Source organism: Pseudomonas sp. WC1 (assembly GCF_050586565.1).
In the GTDB taxonomy this organism is placed as follows: domain Bacteria; phylum Pseudomonadota; class Gammaproteobacteria; order Pseudomonadales; family Pseudomonadaceae; genus Aquipseudomonas.
In genome coordinates, this window is record NZ_JBOBDQ010000070.1 from 1 (window position 1) to 15024 (window position 15024).

At 63.5% G+C, this 15024-nt stretch carries 12 protein-coding genes; 1 reads left to right on the plus strand and 11 read right to left on the minus strand.

Going from position 1 to position 15024, the window contains the following annotated elements; all coding sequences use genetic code 11:
- A partial coding sequence (gene hldE / locus ACQ4OD_RS23620; protein WP_430945022.1) for a bifunctional D-glycero-beta-D-manno-heptose-7-phosphate kinase/D-glycero-beta-D-manno-heptose 1-phosphate adenylyltransferase HldE occupies positions 1-1415 on the minus strand: 1415 nt, incomplete at its 3' end.
- A 131-nt stretch (positions 1416-1546) separates the two neighbouring features.
- Complete coding sequence (gene msbA / locus ACQ4OD_RS23625) at positions 1547-3349, minus strand: lipid A export permease/ATP-binding protein MsbA (protein WP_139673900.1); 1803 nt, start codon at positions 3347-3349, stop codon at positions 1547-1549.
- 110 nt (positions 3350-3459) lie between these two features.
- Here msbA and ACQ4OD_RS23630 point away from each other — a divergent pair, with 110 nt between their 5' ends.
- Entirely contained in the window at positions 3460-4098 is a 639-nt protein-coding gene (locus ACQ4OD_RS23630) for a phosphotransferase (protein WP_198754815.1), read from the plus strand.
- 36 nt (positions 4099-4134) lie between these two features.
- Here ACQ4OD_RS23630 and ACQ4OD_RS23635 read toward each other — a convergent pair whose 3' ends face one another.
- From ACQ4OD_RS23635 to putP, 9 genes are all read right to left on the minus strand, one after another.
- Entirely contained in the window at positions 4135-5292 is a 1158-nt protein-coding gene (locus ACQ4OD_RS23635; protein WP_198754816.1) for an O-antigen ligase domain-containing protein, read from the minus strand.
- A complete protein-coding gene (locus ACQ4OD_RS23640) occupies positions 5285-6052 on the minus strand; it encodes a glycosyltransferase family 2 protein (RefSeq protein ID WP_139673909.1) in 768 nt (255 codons plus the stop codon). Before ACQ4OD_RS23640 ends, ACQ4OD_RS23635 begins: the two co-directional genes overlap by 8 nt.
- A gap of 23 nt (positions 6053-6075) precedes the next feature.
- The gene (locus tag ACQ4OD_RS23645; protein ID WP_139673911.1) at positions 6076-7038 is read right to left on the minus strand and encodes a glycosyltransferase family protein; all 963 of its coding nucleotides are present in this window, start codon (positions 7036-7038) and stop codon (positions 6076-6078) included.
- A complete protein-coding gene (locus ACQ4OD_RS23650; protein WP_430945023.1) occupies positions 7035-8462 on the minus strand; it encodes a PIG-L deacetylase family protein in 1428 nt (475 codons plus the stop codon). The genes ACQ4OD_RS23645 and ACQ4OD_RS23650 overlap by 4 nt, the downstream gene beginning before the upstream one ends.
- 2 nt (positions 8463-8464) lie before the next feature.
- The gene (locus tag ACQ4OD_RS23655) at positions 8465-9361 is read right to left on the minus strand and encodes an antimicrobial resistance protein Mig-14 (protein ID WP_198754819.1); all 897 of its coding nucleotides are present in this window, start codon (positions 9359-9361) and stop codon (positions 8465-8467) included.
- The gene (locus ACQ4OD_RS23660; RefSeq protein ID WP_430945024.1) at positions 9361-10491 is read right to left on the minus strand and encodes a glycosyltransferase; all 1131 of its coding nucleotides are present in this window, start codon (positions 10489-10491) and stop codon (positions 9361-9363) included. Before ACQ4OD_RS23660 ends, ACQ4OD_RS23655 begins: the two co-directional genes overlap by 1 nt.
- Positions 10475-12232, minus strand: coding sequence for a carbamoyltransferase family protein (locus ACQ4OD_RS23665; RefSeq protein WP_430945025.1), 1758 nt, complete (start codon positions 12230-12232; stop codon positions 10475-10477). Before ACQ4OD_RS23665 ends, ACQ4OD_RS23660 begins: the two co-directional genes overlap by 17 nt.
- 209 nt (positions 12233-12441) lie before the next feature.
- Positions 12442-13278, minus strand: coding sequence for a 23S rRNA (adenine(2030)-N(6))-methyltransferase RlmJ (locus tag ACQ4OD_RS23670; RefSeq protein WP_102682200.1), 837 nt, complete (start codon positions 13276-13278; stop codon positions 12442-12444).
- A gap of 167 nt (positions 13279-13445) precedes the next feature.
- A complete protein-coding gene (putP, locus tag ACQ4OD_RS23675) occupies positions 13446-14921 on the minus strand; it encodes a sodium/proline symporter PutP (RefSeq protein ID WP_139673925.1) in 1476 nt (491 codons plus the stop codon).
- Between the last annotated feature and the right edge of the window lie 103 nt (positions 14922-15024).

Genomic DNA, 15024 nt, shown 5'->3' on the forward strand with positions numbered 1-15024 from the left:
TTGCGGATCTTCTCGACGATCGCCGTGGTCGAGCTGTTTTCCACCAGCCCCAAGACCTTCACCGTGCCGCCGTAGGCCTTGACGATATCGGCGCCGACCACCTGGTCGATACCGTAGTCGCCGCCCTTGACCAGCACATCCGGCTTGACTTGGCGCAGCAGGTTCTCGGGGGTGTCCTCAGGGAAGCTGATGACCCAGTCCACCGCACCGAGCCCGGCCAGCACGGCCATGCGCCGATCGACGCTGTTGATCGGACGGCCCGGCCCTTTCAGGCGGCTGACCGAAGCATCGTCGTTGATGGCGACGATCAGACGGTCCCCCTGGGCACGGGCTTGCTCCAGGTAAGTTACATGGCCTGCGTGCAGGATATCGAAGCAGCCATTGGTGAAGACGATGCTCTCGTTGTGCGCACGGGCATCATCGATCGCCAGCAGCAACTGCTCCAACCCCAGCACACCGCGCTCGGAGCCTTCCTCACGCTGGATCGCCCGGCGCAGTTCGGGTGCGCTGATAGCGGCGGTACCCAGCTTGCCGACGACGATGCCGGCAGCCAGGTTAGCCAAGGCGACCGCATGAGGCAGGTCTTCGCCGGCGGCAATGGCGGCGGCAAGCGTCGAAATCACCGTATCGCCGGCACCGGTGACATCGAACACCTCACGGGCTCGGGCCGGCAGGTGCAGCGCCGGGTGGCCGATGCGCAGCAAGGTCATGCCGTGCTCGCCACGGGTCACCAGCAGCGCGCCCAGGTCCAGCTCCTCGAGCAGCTTCAGGCCCTTGGCCACCAGCTCGGCTTCGTCGGCGCAACGGCCGACGATGGTCTCGAACTCGCTGAGGTTCGGGGTGATCAGGCTGGCGCCGCGGTAGATCGAGAAATCCTTGCCCTTGGGGTCGGCCAGCACCGGGATGCCCTTGCTGCGGGCAGCCTGGATCAGCGACTGGTGATTCTTCAGCGCGCCCTTGCCGTAGTCGGACAGCACCAGCACCTTGACCCCTTCGAGCAAGGCATCCACTTCCGCCCCCAGCGACAGCGGATCGGTGGCGAAGGGTTCTTCGAAATCGATGCGCAGCAACTGCTGGTGGCGGCTCATGACCCGCAGCTTGACGATGGTCGGCTGATGGGCGATGCGCTGGAAGATCGAGCGCACGCCCGCCGCCTGCAGGCTGTTGGCCAGGCTGTCGGCGGCTTCGTCCTGGCCGGTGACACCAACCAGCGCGGCTGGAGCACCGAGGGCGGCGATGTTCAAGGCCACGTTGGCGGCGCCGCCGGGACGGTCCTCGATCTGATCGACCTTGACCACCGGCACCGGCGCCTCAGGCGAGATACGCGAAGTACCGCCATGCCAGTAGCGGTCGAGCATGACATCGCCGACCACCAATACCGGGGCTTGATCGAAACGCGGCATGGACAACTTCATGGGCAACCCATCATTGGAAAAGTGAACAGGGGCAGGATATTAGCACAGGGTTGCGCAGGGCTTTACGGCCAACCGCGGCAATGCTGTATCGATTGACTGGCGGGGCCGCGAAGGCCCCACCATACGGCCGATCAGGTGATGTCGGCCTTTTCCGCTTCATCCAGGCCCATGGCGTGCAGGCGGGCATAATGGCCATTGGCCTGGAGCAGATCGGCGTGGGTGCCACGCTCCACCAGACGGCCCTGGTCCATCACCAGGATCAGGTCGGCCTTCTCGATGGTCGACAGGCGGTGGGCGATCACCAGGGTGGTGCGACCTTCCATCACGTGATCCAGCGCCGCCTGGATGTGGCGCTCGGACTCGGTATCCAGGGCCGAGGTCGCCTCGTCGAGGATCAGCAGTGGCGCGTTCTTCAGCAGCGCCCTCGCGATCGCCAGGCGCTGGCGCTGGCCACCGGAGAGCAGCACACCGTTCTCGCCGACTTCGGTATCGAAGCCCTTGGGCAACTGGTCGACGAACTCCTTGGCGTAGGCATCGGCGGCGGCGGCCTCGATATCCGCCCGAGGGGCGCCGGCCAGGTCACCGTAGGCGATGTTGTTGGCCACCGTGTCGTTGAACAGGGTGACGTGCTGTGTCACCTGGGACACATGGCGACGCAGGTTGCGCAGGCGGTACTGTTCGATTTCCACGCCGTCGAGCAGGATCTGCCCTTCTGTGTGGTGGTAGAACCGCGGGATCAGCGCCGCCAGCGTCGACTTGCCGCTGCCGGACCGCCCGACCAGGGCGATCATCTGCCCAGGCTCGGCGGTGAAGCTGATGTCGCTGAGCACCTGACGCTCGGTGCCGGGGTAGGTGAAGCTGAGGTTGCGCACTTCGAGGCGCCCGTCGACCCGTTCCTTCTCGACAGTGCCGGCATCGACCTCCGGCTTCTCGTCCAACTGCTCGAAGATGCTTTCGGCACCGGCAAGGCCCTTCTGGATGGTAGAGCTGACTTCCGAGAGCTGGCGAATCGGCTTGGGCAGTAACCCAGCCGCCGTGATATAGGCCACCAGATCACCGGCCGACGCCTCGCCGCGAAGGAACAGCACCAGGAACATCAGTGTGGCCATGGCGGTGTAGATCACCAGTTGCAGCAACGGCGTGTAAAGCGCACCGGTCTTGGTCATGCGCAGCTGCTTGTCGGTGTTGCTCTGGCTGGCAGCGTTGAAGCGACGCTCTTCGTAGCTTTCGCCACCGAAGCTGCGCACCACGCGATAACCCTGGATGGTCTCGGAGGCCACATGGGTGACATCACCCATGGCCACCTGGATCTTCTTGCTCTGCTTGCGGAATTTCTTGCTGGCGGTACTCACCATCACCGCGATCAGCGGCAGGATCGCCACCATCACCAAGGTCAGTTTCCAGTTCATCCACAGCAGGTAGGCGAACAGGAACACCACTGTCAGGCCTTCACGGATGACCACCTTGATGGCATCAGTGGCCGCGCCGGTAACCATGGTCACGTTGAAGGTGATGCGCGAAATCAGGTGCCCGGAGTTGTGGTTGTCAAAATAGCGGTTGGGCAGCACCAGCAGCTTGTTGAACAACTCGACGCGCAGGTCGTGAACCAGGCACAACGACACCTTGGACAGGTAGTAGTTGCCCAGGAACGAGCCCAGGCCCTGCCAGGCGGCGATCAGGATGATCAGCAGCGGCACCGCCTGCAGCAACTGCAGGTCGCGCAGGTAAGGCACGCTGGGGAACAACACCGCCTGGGGGTTGCTCAGGCCGTCGACAAAATACTTGAGGATCCCGGCCAGCATCGGTTGGGTCGAGGCGAAGATCACGAAACCGACGATGCTCAGCAGGAAGATGCCGATATAGGGTTTGACGTAGCCCAGCAGGCGCAGGTAGATCTTCAGGCTCGCAGGCGAAGACGATTCGGGAACTGTCATGAGAATCCGTCGGGTCAAAAAGAGCCGGGATTATAACACACGCGGTGTCTCGCACCGCCCGCTGCAGGTAAGATAGGCGGCTGTCCCGAACCCATGGCCCTGGAGGCTAGATGCACGCACTTGACCACGCCCGCTACCTTGCCTTGCGCGAGGGCGCTAACGTCCTCGAAGCCGACGGTACTGGCGACAAGGTCCTGCGCCTGCGCGACGGCACGATGCTCAAGCTGTTCCGGCGCAAGCGCCTGATCAGCTCGGCAGCCTGGTACCCCTATGCCCGACGCTTCGCCGACAACTGCAAGGCCCTGGCCGCGCGCGGCATCCCCTGCCCACAGGTCAAGGCGGTGTACCGGATTGCCGAGATCGCCCGCGATGCCGTGCATTACGACCCGCTCCCAGGGCATACGCTGCGTCAACTACTGGAGCAACCCGGCGAGCATCCCGAGCTGCGCGACCAGCTTGGGCAGTTCATCGCGACGCTGCACGAGTCAGGCGTGTACTTCCGCTCCGCGCATCTGGGCAACGTGGTACTGACGCCCGAAGGCAAGCTGGGGTTGATCGATGTCGCCGACCTGCGCATCTACCGCAAGCCACTTCGCCGATCACAACGTCAGCGCAACTTCCGCCACATGCTGCGGTATCGGCAAGATCGGGAATGGTTGCTGGGTGACCGCGACAACCTGTTCATCGAGGCCTACCTGGCCAGCCAGCAGGTCTGCCGCCGCCAGGACCTGGCCAGCGCACTGGCCTGAACGAAGATGGCCGCCCGGAGGCGGCCATCTTCATCATCAGCGCAAACGTCGCTGCTGCAACCCACGGCCAAGTACCATGGCTGCCGGCAGCAGGACCAGCGGCCATAGCTCGTCAGGGTTACCAATCAGCTTGCTGCCGTCGAAGTTGAGCATGACCAGGGCACAGGCCAGGTACATGCCCCACGGGTCGCGCAGGCGCACGGCCTGGACCAGGGTCATCACCACGATGACCAGGAACAGCAGCAGCGAAACACCACCGGTGTAAAGCCCCAAGGCAACGAAGATATTGTGCGGGTGCTGGATCGGCATGGTGCCGGAAAGCAACTTGTCGGTATGGAATTCGACACCGCAGCCCAGAGCCCAGCCACAGTTCTGCCACTCGCCGACCATGACGCGGAACAGCTCACCGCGGAAGGAGTCACCCCGGGCGATGACCGAATGAACCCAGCCAGCATCCTTGATCAGCCAGAGCACCACAGCCCCCAACACCGCGAACCCCAGCAGCCAAGGACCAGCGACTCGGGGGAAGCGCCACAGCGCCCAAATTGCCCAGGCAGCGAACAGGAACGCAGCACCAAGCATTGCCGTGCGGGTCTGCAGCACGAAGCTCACCGCCACCAGGGAAAGTGCCACTGCGGCGAACGCTTCGACCCAATGCTGCCTGCGCAACCAATGCGGCATGGCCAGCGCCAAGGCACACAGCAGCCAGATACTGACGTAGATGACATTTTCCATTCGCGCCGGCAGCAGATCGACACGCTGCCCCAAGGCATACAACCCCGTCGCATAGGCGTAAAGCGCATAGGCGAAGATGTACAGGCAGATGATCCAGAACAGCGCTCGGGCAAATACCCAGGAACGCATGAAATCATGATTCACCAACCCGGCCACGACGAAGACAAACAATGTCACATAGACGATATGCTTGTAGAACTGCCCCTCACCGGCAATCGCCGCCGGCACCAGGAACCACAGCAGGAACACCAGCCACGCCAGGCCAAGCTTGTCGCTGAAGAGCCCCGCACCACGCTCCTTAACCAGGAACACCAGGCCAGGCAACGCAATGAAAGCGTAGAAAATGTTGTTGGTCCATTTCGATGAGGCCATCAGCACGAAGCTGGCCAGGAACACGATCAACGCTGCGCTGAAATAGCGCCGGCTCGTGCGGTTATCGCTGCCAATCCCTTCAAACATCCTTCAACACCCATCCAAGCAATAGTCCAATAAACAACACGCCCAGCAGGCGGATACGATCCATGCGCTTGCGTCGAGCCTTCTTGATCTTCTCTTCCGGCATTTCCACATGCTCGCCGAACCCGGTGTGCAGCACCGCGTCGTTCTCGAGGATCAGCGCGTAGCGGTCACGCTCGGCGTAGAGCCGCGACAGGCTCTTCTCGCCCGAATGCGCGGCGTACGGCGCATGCGCCTGGTAGTCGGCGAGCCTGCGCAGGCCCGGGTTGAACGAGAAGCCCTGCCATTCCGCCTTGTGCGAACCCAGCTTGTGGAAGGCAATACCCTGCAGCACCTGACGCGCCTCCAGGAACACGTAGGGACTGTGCACCTGCAAGTCATGGTTGAAGCTGCGCAGCCAGACCTGCAAGGCTTGCGGGTCGGCTTCGAGCAAGGCCTGGGACTGCTCGACGAAACCCGGGCGATAGAACGCCCAGTCATCCTCACAGTGGAACACCCAGAACGTCTTGACCTGCGAGTAGGCGGCATCCACCGAACGCAACTGTCCGAGCTTGGGATTGTTGACGATGAAGGTGGTGTGCTCGCGCCAGTGCTCAGGAATGCAGCTGCGCACCGCCTCGTCACCGGAATCCTCGGTGATGAACACTTCGCGGATGGGCGCCGTGTTGTAGAGATCGAAACTCTCCAGCGTGCGCTTGAGCAGTTCAAAACGACCACAGCTGGTCACCACCAGTGTGATCTCGCTGTTTTCACTGAAGATCATGGCTTCCTCGATGTGTTTAGGGCTTAACGCGCCAAACCGATGGCGCGCAACAGGCGCTCCACCAGGCCGGGTTTGCTGGCCGGGCGTAACGGCGCGCGCATGGCCTCGGTGATCGCCTGCCCAAGCGCGTGAAAGGTATAACGCTGCTCGGCCAGTTGCTGGCCGTTGCGCGAGATACGCTCGGCCAGGTCCAGGTCGCCCCGCAGTTGGGCGAGCTTCTCGCGCAGTTGTTCAAGGTCGCGGTAGAGCACGATATTGTGCATGTCGACGAAGCCCAGCGCCTGGTTCTCCTCCTCGCCCTGATCGTAGGCGAACAGCACGCAACCACAGGCCATGGCTTCGAAGTTCTTGATCATGTACTCGCCCATGCCAACGTCGGCACTGACGAAAAAGCGGATACGGCTGAGGGTCTGGCTGTATTCCTCGCCCGACTTGGTGCGGGTGATCAGCAGGTTCTCTACCGCCGCAATCGACTCGAGCATCTGCTTGCGGCCCGAGTAGGCCACACTGCGCAGGCTGCCGACGAACGCCAGCTCGATGTCGCGCTCGCGGTTCTCGTTGCGCAGCAGCGCCTGGTCGTAGCCCTTGGGCACGAATACCGCATCGAAACCTTCATCACGCAGCCGACGGGTAACCACCGCACCTGAAGTGATGACCCGCGCCCACGGCAACTGGCGGTAGTGCTCGCTGAACTTGCCGGTGTACTTGCACGGAATATAGTTCTGATAGGCGTCGTGCTCGAGGATCACCAGGTTCGGGAGCGTGCGGATGAAACGCGCCTGGCGGATTTCTTTCTTGAACCGCAGGAAGAACAGGATGCGGTCGTACTGATCGACTTGCACATGCTGATGGAAGTAGCTGCGCAGATCGGCCTGCTCGTCGCCAGTGAGCCAACGGATGTCGCACTCGCAGTCGGCCGCGATGCCTTCGTAAAGACGGTCCAGGATGGCGCGTTGCTCTTTCTGGACCAGGAACAGGACTTTCACCGTGGCTCTCTCTTGTCGATCACTGTACCGACCCACAGCAGTTCGTGGCGCCGTACGGCCTTGCGGAAGAATTCATTGTCACCGAATGCAGGCCAGCGCCGGGCGGCCAGGCAGCGCTGCAGGAAGCGACGAACCCTGCGTTTGAATGGAGCCGCAGGCTGCAGGTCGTGCATCATACCCAAAGCGATGGCCTTTTGCCTCTGCTGCTGCTCGCCAACCCCCAGCACCCAGGGACGCATGGGCAGGCCCGCATCGAAGAACGGTGGCAAAGGCACCCCGGTACCGGCATCGCCCATCGGCCAGCGGTCATTGTCGTGCAGGTGATTGGCGTACAACAGCAAGGTTTGCGGCTGCCAACTCGCCCCTCGCAACGCTTGCTGCAGGGCCTCATGGGCGCACACGTGATCCGGGTGTGGATCGAGCGTCGGGTGAGGCATCACGATGGTTGCCGGGCGCGCATGCTCGATGAGCTCGCGCAGGTCCTGGACCAGGTTGTTCCAGGTCGGCCGGCCATCGGCATCGCTGCGCAGCGCGACCTCGTTGAAACGGCGGAATGGCCGGGTGTCGACCAGATCGGCCTCGCGCGATGCGACAACTGCCTCGGGCTCAGCCTGCATGGCCCGCAACTGCATGCAGAAATAACCCAGTTGCACGCACTGGTTGGAAGGCACCCCGGCCCAGCGGGGTACCGCGATGCTGTCCCAACTGCGCAACTCGCCTTTGAGCCGGGCCGCCTCGACCAGGTCGAGGCCGAAGGTTTCGCGATAATGCGCGTTCTCGATCTCGCCTGCGGTCAGGGTCACGATCCAGCTGCTTTTTGCCTGGGCATAAGCGGCGAAAGCCGCAAGCTCGGCATCGTCGGCATGGGGTGCGATGACCATCAGCGAGCTGGCCAGATAGTCGGCGTGACGGAAAACCAGCAACTCCACCTCCGGCGCCACGCGGCAGTGCCGGCCACTCAGGCGCAGACGCCCGGCGCTCAGCGCCTCGGCCTGGCCACCCAGATTGAGGTAGCGCACACCACGGACACCACGCTCGAAGGCCTGGCAATCGGCGACGCCACCTTCGATGCGCACCGCTGGGTCGAACAGGCGCCCCAACCAACCGGCGCGCAAATTCACCCGCAGCAACAGGGTCTCGCTGCCGCCCAACAGGCAATCGCCCGGCAACGCAAGCACCCCGTCATGGCTGCGCAGCGCATGACGCTCGCTGGCCTGCAAATCGTACTGGTAGTCGCTGCCGGGCACGTAGAACAGGTGGTCGGAAAACCAGGCCTCATGGGCAACCCACAGCAGCACGGCGAGCAAAGGCGGCAGCCACCAGGCCCACAGCGCCGTGAGCAACAGCGCGACAAGCAATACCAGCAGGATCACCCGCTTGCGCTTGCGATGGCGTTTGAGCAGTTGCTGCTTGTTGGCGCTCATGTTCAGACCTGGAAGACGTTGACGGGTTTGCACCAACGATCCTTGTACTCTCGATCGGCCCGGCCGAAGGAGAACCGCAGCGCCTTGCCGCGGGCATTGGCATCCTCCCAGGCAGCCTGGGTATTGAGGAAACTCAGTACGCTACCTGGGCTGAAAGCCTTGGTGTCTGGGTCGACACCGCCGTTTACATATTCAACGCTGATCCACTGTGGCGCCTCGACGCGATACACCAACTGGATCGCGATCGGCGCCCCCTCCAGGAACAACACGGAGCCAATCAACAGTTCGCGCAGGCGCTCGATCACTTCGGCCATGCGGGCGGCACCGGTGGCCGGGAAACCCCAGCGACGCTGGAACAATTCACAGTACATCGCCGCGATCTCGGCTGCAGTGAAATCGCCAATCGGTCGAACCTGGCCGCCAGCCTCTTCCAGCAGGCGCAGCTCACGGCGCTGGTTATAGCGGAACTTCTTCGACAGGTCCTCATGCGCACGCGCCATGGCCAACTGCTCAGGCTGCGCCTTCAGGCCGGCGAAACGGCCCTGGTTCAGCTCCGACAGGTAACGACCGGCGTGCCGTAGCGGCGCCCCGGCATCGGCAGCGGCCGGCAGGATGATCTCGGCATTGCCCAGGTCGAACAGGCCTTTCTTGCCTTCGCGCTTGAGTACATCCTTGGACAGCGCCAGGTGGCGCGCCCAGGTCGGCAGCGCGGCCTTGAGCTCGCCGCCCTGGAACCAACCGAGGTAACGCACCGGGATCCCGGCCAGGTCCGCCAGTTGCTCGACCACCAGCGGGTGCGTGGCGACACTGCCGCCGAAACGCTGCCAGGCATCGTTGTACTCGGCCGCGTCGACCACTTGCCAGCCGCGCTCGCGCCAGGCCTTGAGGTGATTGAGCATCAGGCCTCCGCCACCAGCGCACGCATCTGCGGCAACTGCCAGAAGGCATCGCGCACCGCCTGGTCGCTGAAACGCTGCCGCAGGCGCTGTAGCATGTGCAAAGCACAGGCCTCGCGCTGCCCGGCGTCCAGCCCGGCCATATGCTTCAGGCCTTGGGCCAGCTGCGCGGCATCGCCCAGCGGGAACAGCACGCCCACACCCTCGACCACCTCCCGAGCGCCGCCACAGGCGGTGGCCAGCAGCGGCACGCCCGCCACCATGGCCTCGAGCAGGACCATGCCGAAAGGCTCATGATCGGAGCTCAGCGCGAACACATCGAAGGCGCTGAAGTAACGGCGGGCGTCCGGCACCTGGCCGAGGAAGTCCACCTGCCCGGCAATGCCCAGCTCACTGGCCAATGCCTTGAGCGGTGCCTCGAGACGCCCCTTGCCCAGGATTGCCAGCCGCGCGCCAGCCGGCAGGCCAGGCAAGGCCTCGGCGAAGCCGCGCAACAGCGTGGCCTGGTCCTTGTCCGGGTGCAGGCGGCCGACATTGCCGACCACCCAGGCCTGTTCATCCAGGCCCAAGACACGACGCGCCTCGTCACGCGGCACCAGGCTGGCCTGCAATGCCTCGACATCGATGCGGTTGTACAGGGTCTGGATACGTTCGGCCGGCCACCGCCCCAGGCAGCGGCGCATGTCGTCGCGCACCGCATCCGAGACACCGAGCAGGCTCAGGCGCTTGCGGAACAGGTTGGCAAACAGTCGGCGCCCCTTGCGCTGGTAGTCGCCAAACGCGTGGTGTACGCCGATCACCGGCAGACCAGTGGCCAGCAGCGCGACATAGATCGGTTTGAAGCGGTGGGCGATGCAGAACGCGAAATTGCGCTGCGCGGCGATCTTGCGCAGCGCGACGATGGCGCCCAGCTTCAGGCCGCGCACGGCCTTGGAGCTGAACTCCAGGAACAACACCTCGTCCGAGGCGCAGCCAGCCGCGACCTGCGCGTCAGCCGCCCCGGTGAGGAACACGGTGGTGACCTTGTAGCCGCTGCCCTGGAACAGGCTGGCATATTGACGGGCGCAGTCGAGGAACGGCCCGTCATAGCCATGGCAGAACTGCAGGATCCGCGGTTCAGAGCGGCTGGTCATACGGCGCGGCGCCTTCCTTGACCACCAGGATGTCTTCCATGATCAGGTACTGCAGGTCCGAACCGAAGAACATATTCAGGGCATCGGTCGGCGAGCAGATCATCGGTTCGCCACGGCGGTTGAGCGAGGTGTTCAGCGACACGCCGTTGCCGGTCAGGTTTTCCAGCGCCTTCATCATGTCGTAGTAGCGCGGGTTGTACTCGCGCTTGAGCACCTGGGCGCGCGAGGTACCGTCCTCGTGGACCACTTCCGGCACACGGGTCTTCCACTCTTCAGCTACTTCGAAGGTGAAGGTCATGAACGGCGCCGGATGATCGATCTTGATCATCTGCGGCGCAACGGTGTCGAGCATCGACGGGCAGAAAGGCCTCCAGCGCTCGCGGAACTTGATCTGGTGGTTGATGCGGTCGGCCACGCCCGGCACGCTCGGGCAACCGATGATCGAGCGACCACCCAGTGCGCGAGGGCCGAACTCCATGCGCCCCTGGAACCAGGCAACCGGGTTGCCGTCGACCATGATCCTGGCGATCTGCTCGGGCATGTTCTCGAGCTTGCGCCATACCGGCTTGCTCGGGTGACGGGCGCAGGCGGCGATCACGTCTTCGTTGGAGAACGCAGGGCCGAGGTAAACGTGCTCCATCTTCTCGACCGGCACGCCACGGGCATGGGACACATAGGCAGCAGCACCCACTGCGGTACCGGCGTCACCGGAGGCCGGCTGGACGAACAGCTCCTTCACGTCGTCACGGGCGATGATCTTCTGGTTCAGCTTGACGTTCAGCGCACAGCCGCCGGCGAAGGCCAGCTTGCCGGTCTCTTTCAGGGTATCGCCCAGGTAGTGGTCGATCATCTGCAGGGCGAGCTTCTCGAACAATGCCTGCATGCTCGCCGCATAGTGGATATACGGCTCGTCGGCGATGTCGCCTTCGCGCTTCGGACCCAGCCACTCGATCAGCTTGGGCGAGAAGTAGAAGCCCTTGCCCTTCTCTTTATAGCGGCGCAGACCGATGACGTTGGCGTACTCGGTGTTGATCACCAGTTCGCCGTTTTCGAAGCTGGCCAGGCGCGAGAAGTCATATTTGCTGGCATCGCCATACGGCGCCATGCCCATGACCTTGAACTCGCCGTCGAGCATCTCGAAGCCGAGGAACTCGGTGATCGCGCCATACAGGCCACCCAGGGAGTCCGGGTCGAAGAATTCCTTGATCTTGTGGATCTTGCCGTTTTCGCCATAGCCGAAGAAGGTAGTGGCGTACTCGCCCTTGCCGTCGATGCCGAGGATCGCGGTCTTCTCTTTGAAGCCCGAGCAATGGTAGGCGCTGGAGGCGTGGGCCAGGTGGTGCTCGACCGGTTCGATCTTGATCTTCTTCGGATCGAAGCCCAGCTGCTCCAGGCACCAGACGATCTTCTTGCGGTAGCGCTTGTAACGGCGGTTGCCCATCAGCAGCGCGTCGAGAGCGCGATCCGGGGCGTACCAGTAGCGCTTGGCGTAGTGCCAGCGGGCCTTGCCGAACAGGCTGATCGGGGCGAAAGGAATGGCCACCACGTCGACGTCCGACGGCTTGATGCCGGCCTGCTCCAGGCAGAACTTCGCCGACTCGTAGGGCATGCGGTTCTTCGCATGCTTGTCACGCACGAAGCGCTCTTCTTCGGCGGCGGCAATCAGCTTGCCGTCGATGTACAGGCCCGCGGAAGGGTCATGGCTAAGGGCGCCGGACAGGCCAAGAATCGTCAGTGCCAAGGGGTTAGCCTCTCAAATCGGTATGAAGTGCGCCACCGGCCATTCAGGCGGATGGCGGCTAAAGGGCGGGATTATAACGCAAAGATCGCCTGACGCGATGCATGGACGTGGCAGCGGGCTTGCCCCGCGATGGCGCTGGATTTGCTGACGCCATCGCCGGGCAAGTCGGGCCGCCGCATCGCGGCTCCCACGCTGCCTGCGACGCCTGTTTATTCGGCGATCAGCCAGTCCATGCGGAAGCTGCCGGCGGTCTGCGCCAGCTCCTTGGCCAGCCACGGCAGCAGCGTCTTGAGCTCATCCTCCAGGCCCCACGGTGGGTTGGCGATGGCCAGGCCCGAGCCATTCAGGCCCTGCGGGCTGTCCTGGTGATGCACATACAGCTCCACGCGCAACAGCTTGGGCGCGCCGGTGCTGGTGAGGTCCTGGTAGAAGCGGGTCAGCGAACGCTGGTCCTTGATCGGGTACCAGATGGCCGCGACGGTCTGGCGCATGCGACCGATCGCCTCCTTCATCGCCACGGTGCAGCGCTTGAGCTCGTCGGCCTGCTCGAACGGCGGGTCGATCAGCATGATCGCGCGTTTTTCCTGCACCGGCAGCAGCGCCCGCGGGATATGCCAGCCCTCGCCCAGGTGCACGGTGACTCGCGGGTCCTTCTTCATGTTCTCTTTGAGCAGCACGCCGTCTTCAGGGTGCTTTTCGTTGAGCTGTGCACGGTCCTGTTCACGCATCAAGCGCCGGGCCAGCTCAGGGGAGCCCGGGTAATAGCGCAGTTCGCCATTCTTGTTCAGGCGCTTGATGACGCCCAGATAGTCGGCGGTGACGGCCGGCAGGTCATCGCGATTCCACAGGCGGGCGACGCCTTCGAGGTACTCACCGGTACGGCTCGCCTGATCGCCCTGCAGGTCGTACAGGCCAAGCCCTGCGTGGGTATCGATGTAGGCGAACGGCTGCTCCTTGCGCGACATCAGGGCGATGAGGCGGGTGAGCACGATGTGCTTGAGGACGTCGGCGTGGTTGCCGGCGTGGAAGGCGTGACGATAGTTCATGGCGGCTCCTGCGGGGGCGGCAAGTTTACCTTGTCGCGAGGGAGACGTCAGGTACGGCGGTCGATCGATTTGAACCCCATCGCCGGCAAGCCGGCTCCCACAGATTTGAGTTTATCCCTGTGGGAGCCGCCTTGCCGGCGATGAAGGCGACGCCAGTTCAGCAGGCGTTACTTGTCGGCGTGATACTGCGCATCAGCGGTTTCAAAGCGCGAAACCATGCTGTTCGACGGGCTGCCCAGCTTGCTCACCAGGAAGATGGCGATGCTGGCGAACAGGAAGCCCGGGATGATCTCGTACAGGCCGGTACCCAGTTGCTTCCAGACAATCACGGTCAGCGCACCGACCACGATGCCCGCCAACGCGCCATTGCGGGTCATGCCTTTCCACAGCACCGAAAGCAGCACAACAGGGCCGAAGGCGGCGCCGAAGCCAGCCCAGGCGTAGGCCACCAGGCCCAGCACGCGGTTTTCGGGGTTGGCGGCCATGGCGATGGCGATCAGCGCGACGGCCAGCACCATCAGGCGGCCGACCCAAACCAGTTCACGCTGCGAAGCGTTCTTGCGCAGGAACGACTTGTAGAAGTCCTCGGTCAGGGCACTGGAGCACACCAGCAGCTGGCAGCTCAGGGTGCTCATCACCGCCGCCAGGATGGCCGACAGCAGCACACCGGCGACCCATGGGTTGAACAGGATCTTGGCCAGCTCGATGAACACACGCTCGTGGTTCTCGGTGACCGGGCCAGCGAGGTCCGGGTGCGCCGAGAAGTAGGCGATGCCGAAGAAGCCCACGGCGCAGGTACCAGCCAGGCACAGGATCATCCAGGTCATGGAGATACGGCGCGCCTTGGCGATCGACTTGACCGAGTCGGCGGCCATGAAGCGCGCCAGGATATGCGGCTGGCCGAAGTAGCCCAGGCCCCAGCCCATCAGCGAGATGATGCCGATGAAGGTGGCGCCCTTGAACATGTCGAAGTGCGCCGGGTTCACCGCCTCGATGGCAAGGAACGTGGTGTCGAAGCCTCCGGTGGAAATCAGCACGATGATCGGCGTGAGGATCAGCGCGAAGATCATCAGCGACGCCTGCACGGTGTCGGTCCAGCTCACTGCCAGGAAACCACCGATGAAGGTGTAGGCGATGGTTGCCGCAGCGCCAGCCCACAGCGCGGTCTCGTAAGACATGCCGAAGGTGCTTTCGAACAGGCGGGCACCGGCAACGATGCCAGAGGCACAGTAGATGGTGAAGAACACCAGGATCACGATCGCGGAGATGATCCGCAGCAGGCCGCTCTGGTCTTCGAAGCGGCTGGAGAAGTAGTCCGGCAGCGTCAGGGCGTCACCGTTGTGCTCGGTCTGCACACGCAGGCGGCCGGCAACGAACAGCCAGTTGAGGTAGGCGCCGACGGTCAGGCCGATGGCGATCCAGGCTTCGGAGAGGCCCGCGAAGTAGATGGCGCCCGGCAAGCCCATCAACAGCCAGCCGCTCATGTCCGATGCGCCGGCGGAAAGCGCGGTAACCACGCTGCCGAGGCTACGGCCGCCGAGAATGTAGTCGGAAAGGTTCTTGGTGGAGCGATAGGCGGCAAAGCCGATCAGCACCATTACCGCAATGTAGACCACGAAAGTGATCGTTAGTGGATTGCCCATGAGTTGTGCCCTGGCGTTGTTTTTATCTCTTGCGACCCGCCGTGCACGACGACGGTTGCACCCAGGCGGCGAATCCTATGCAACAACGTGAACGAGGTGCAAC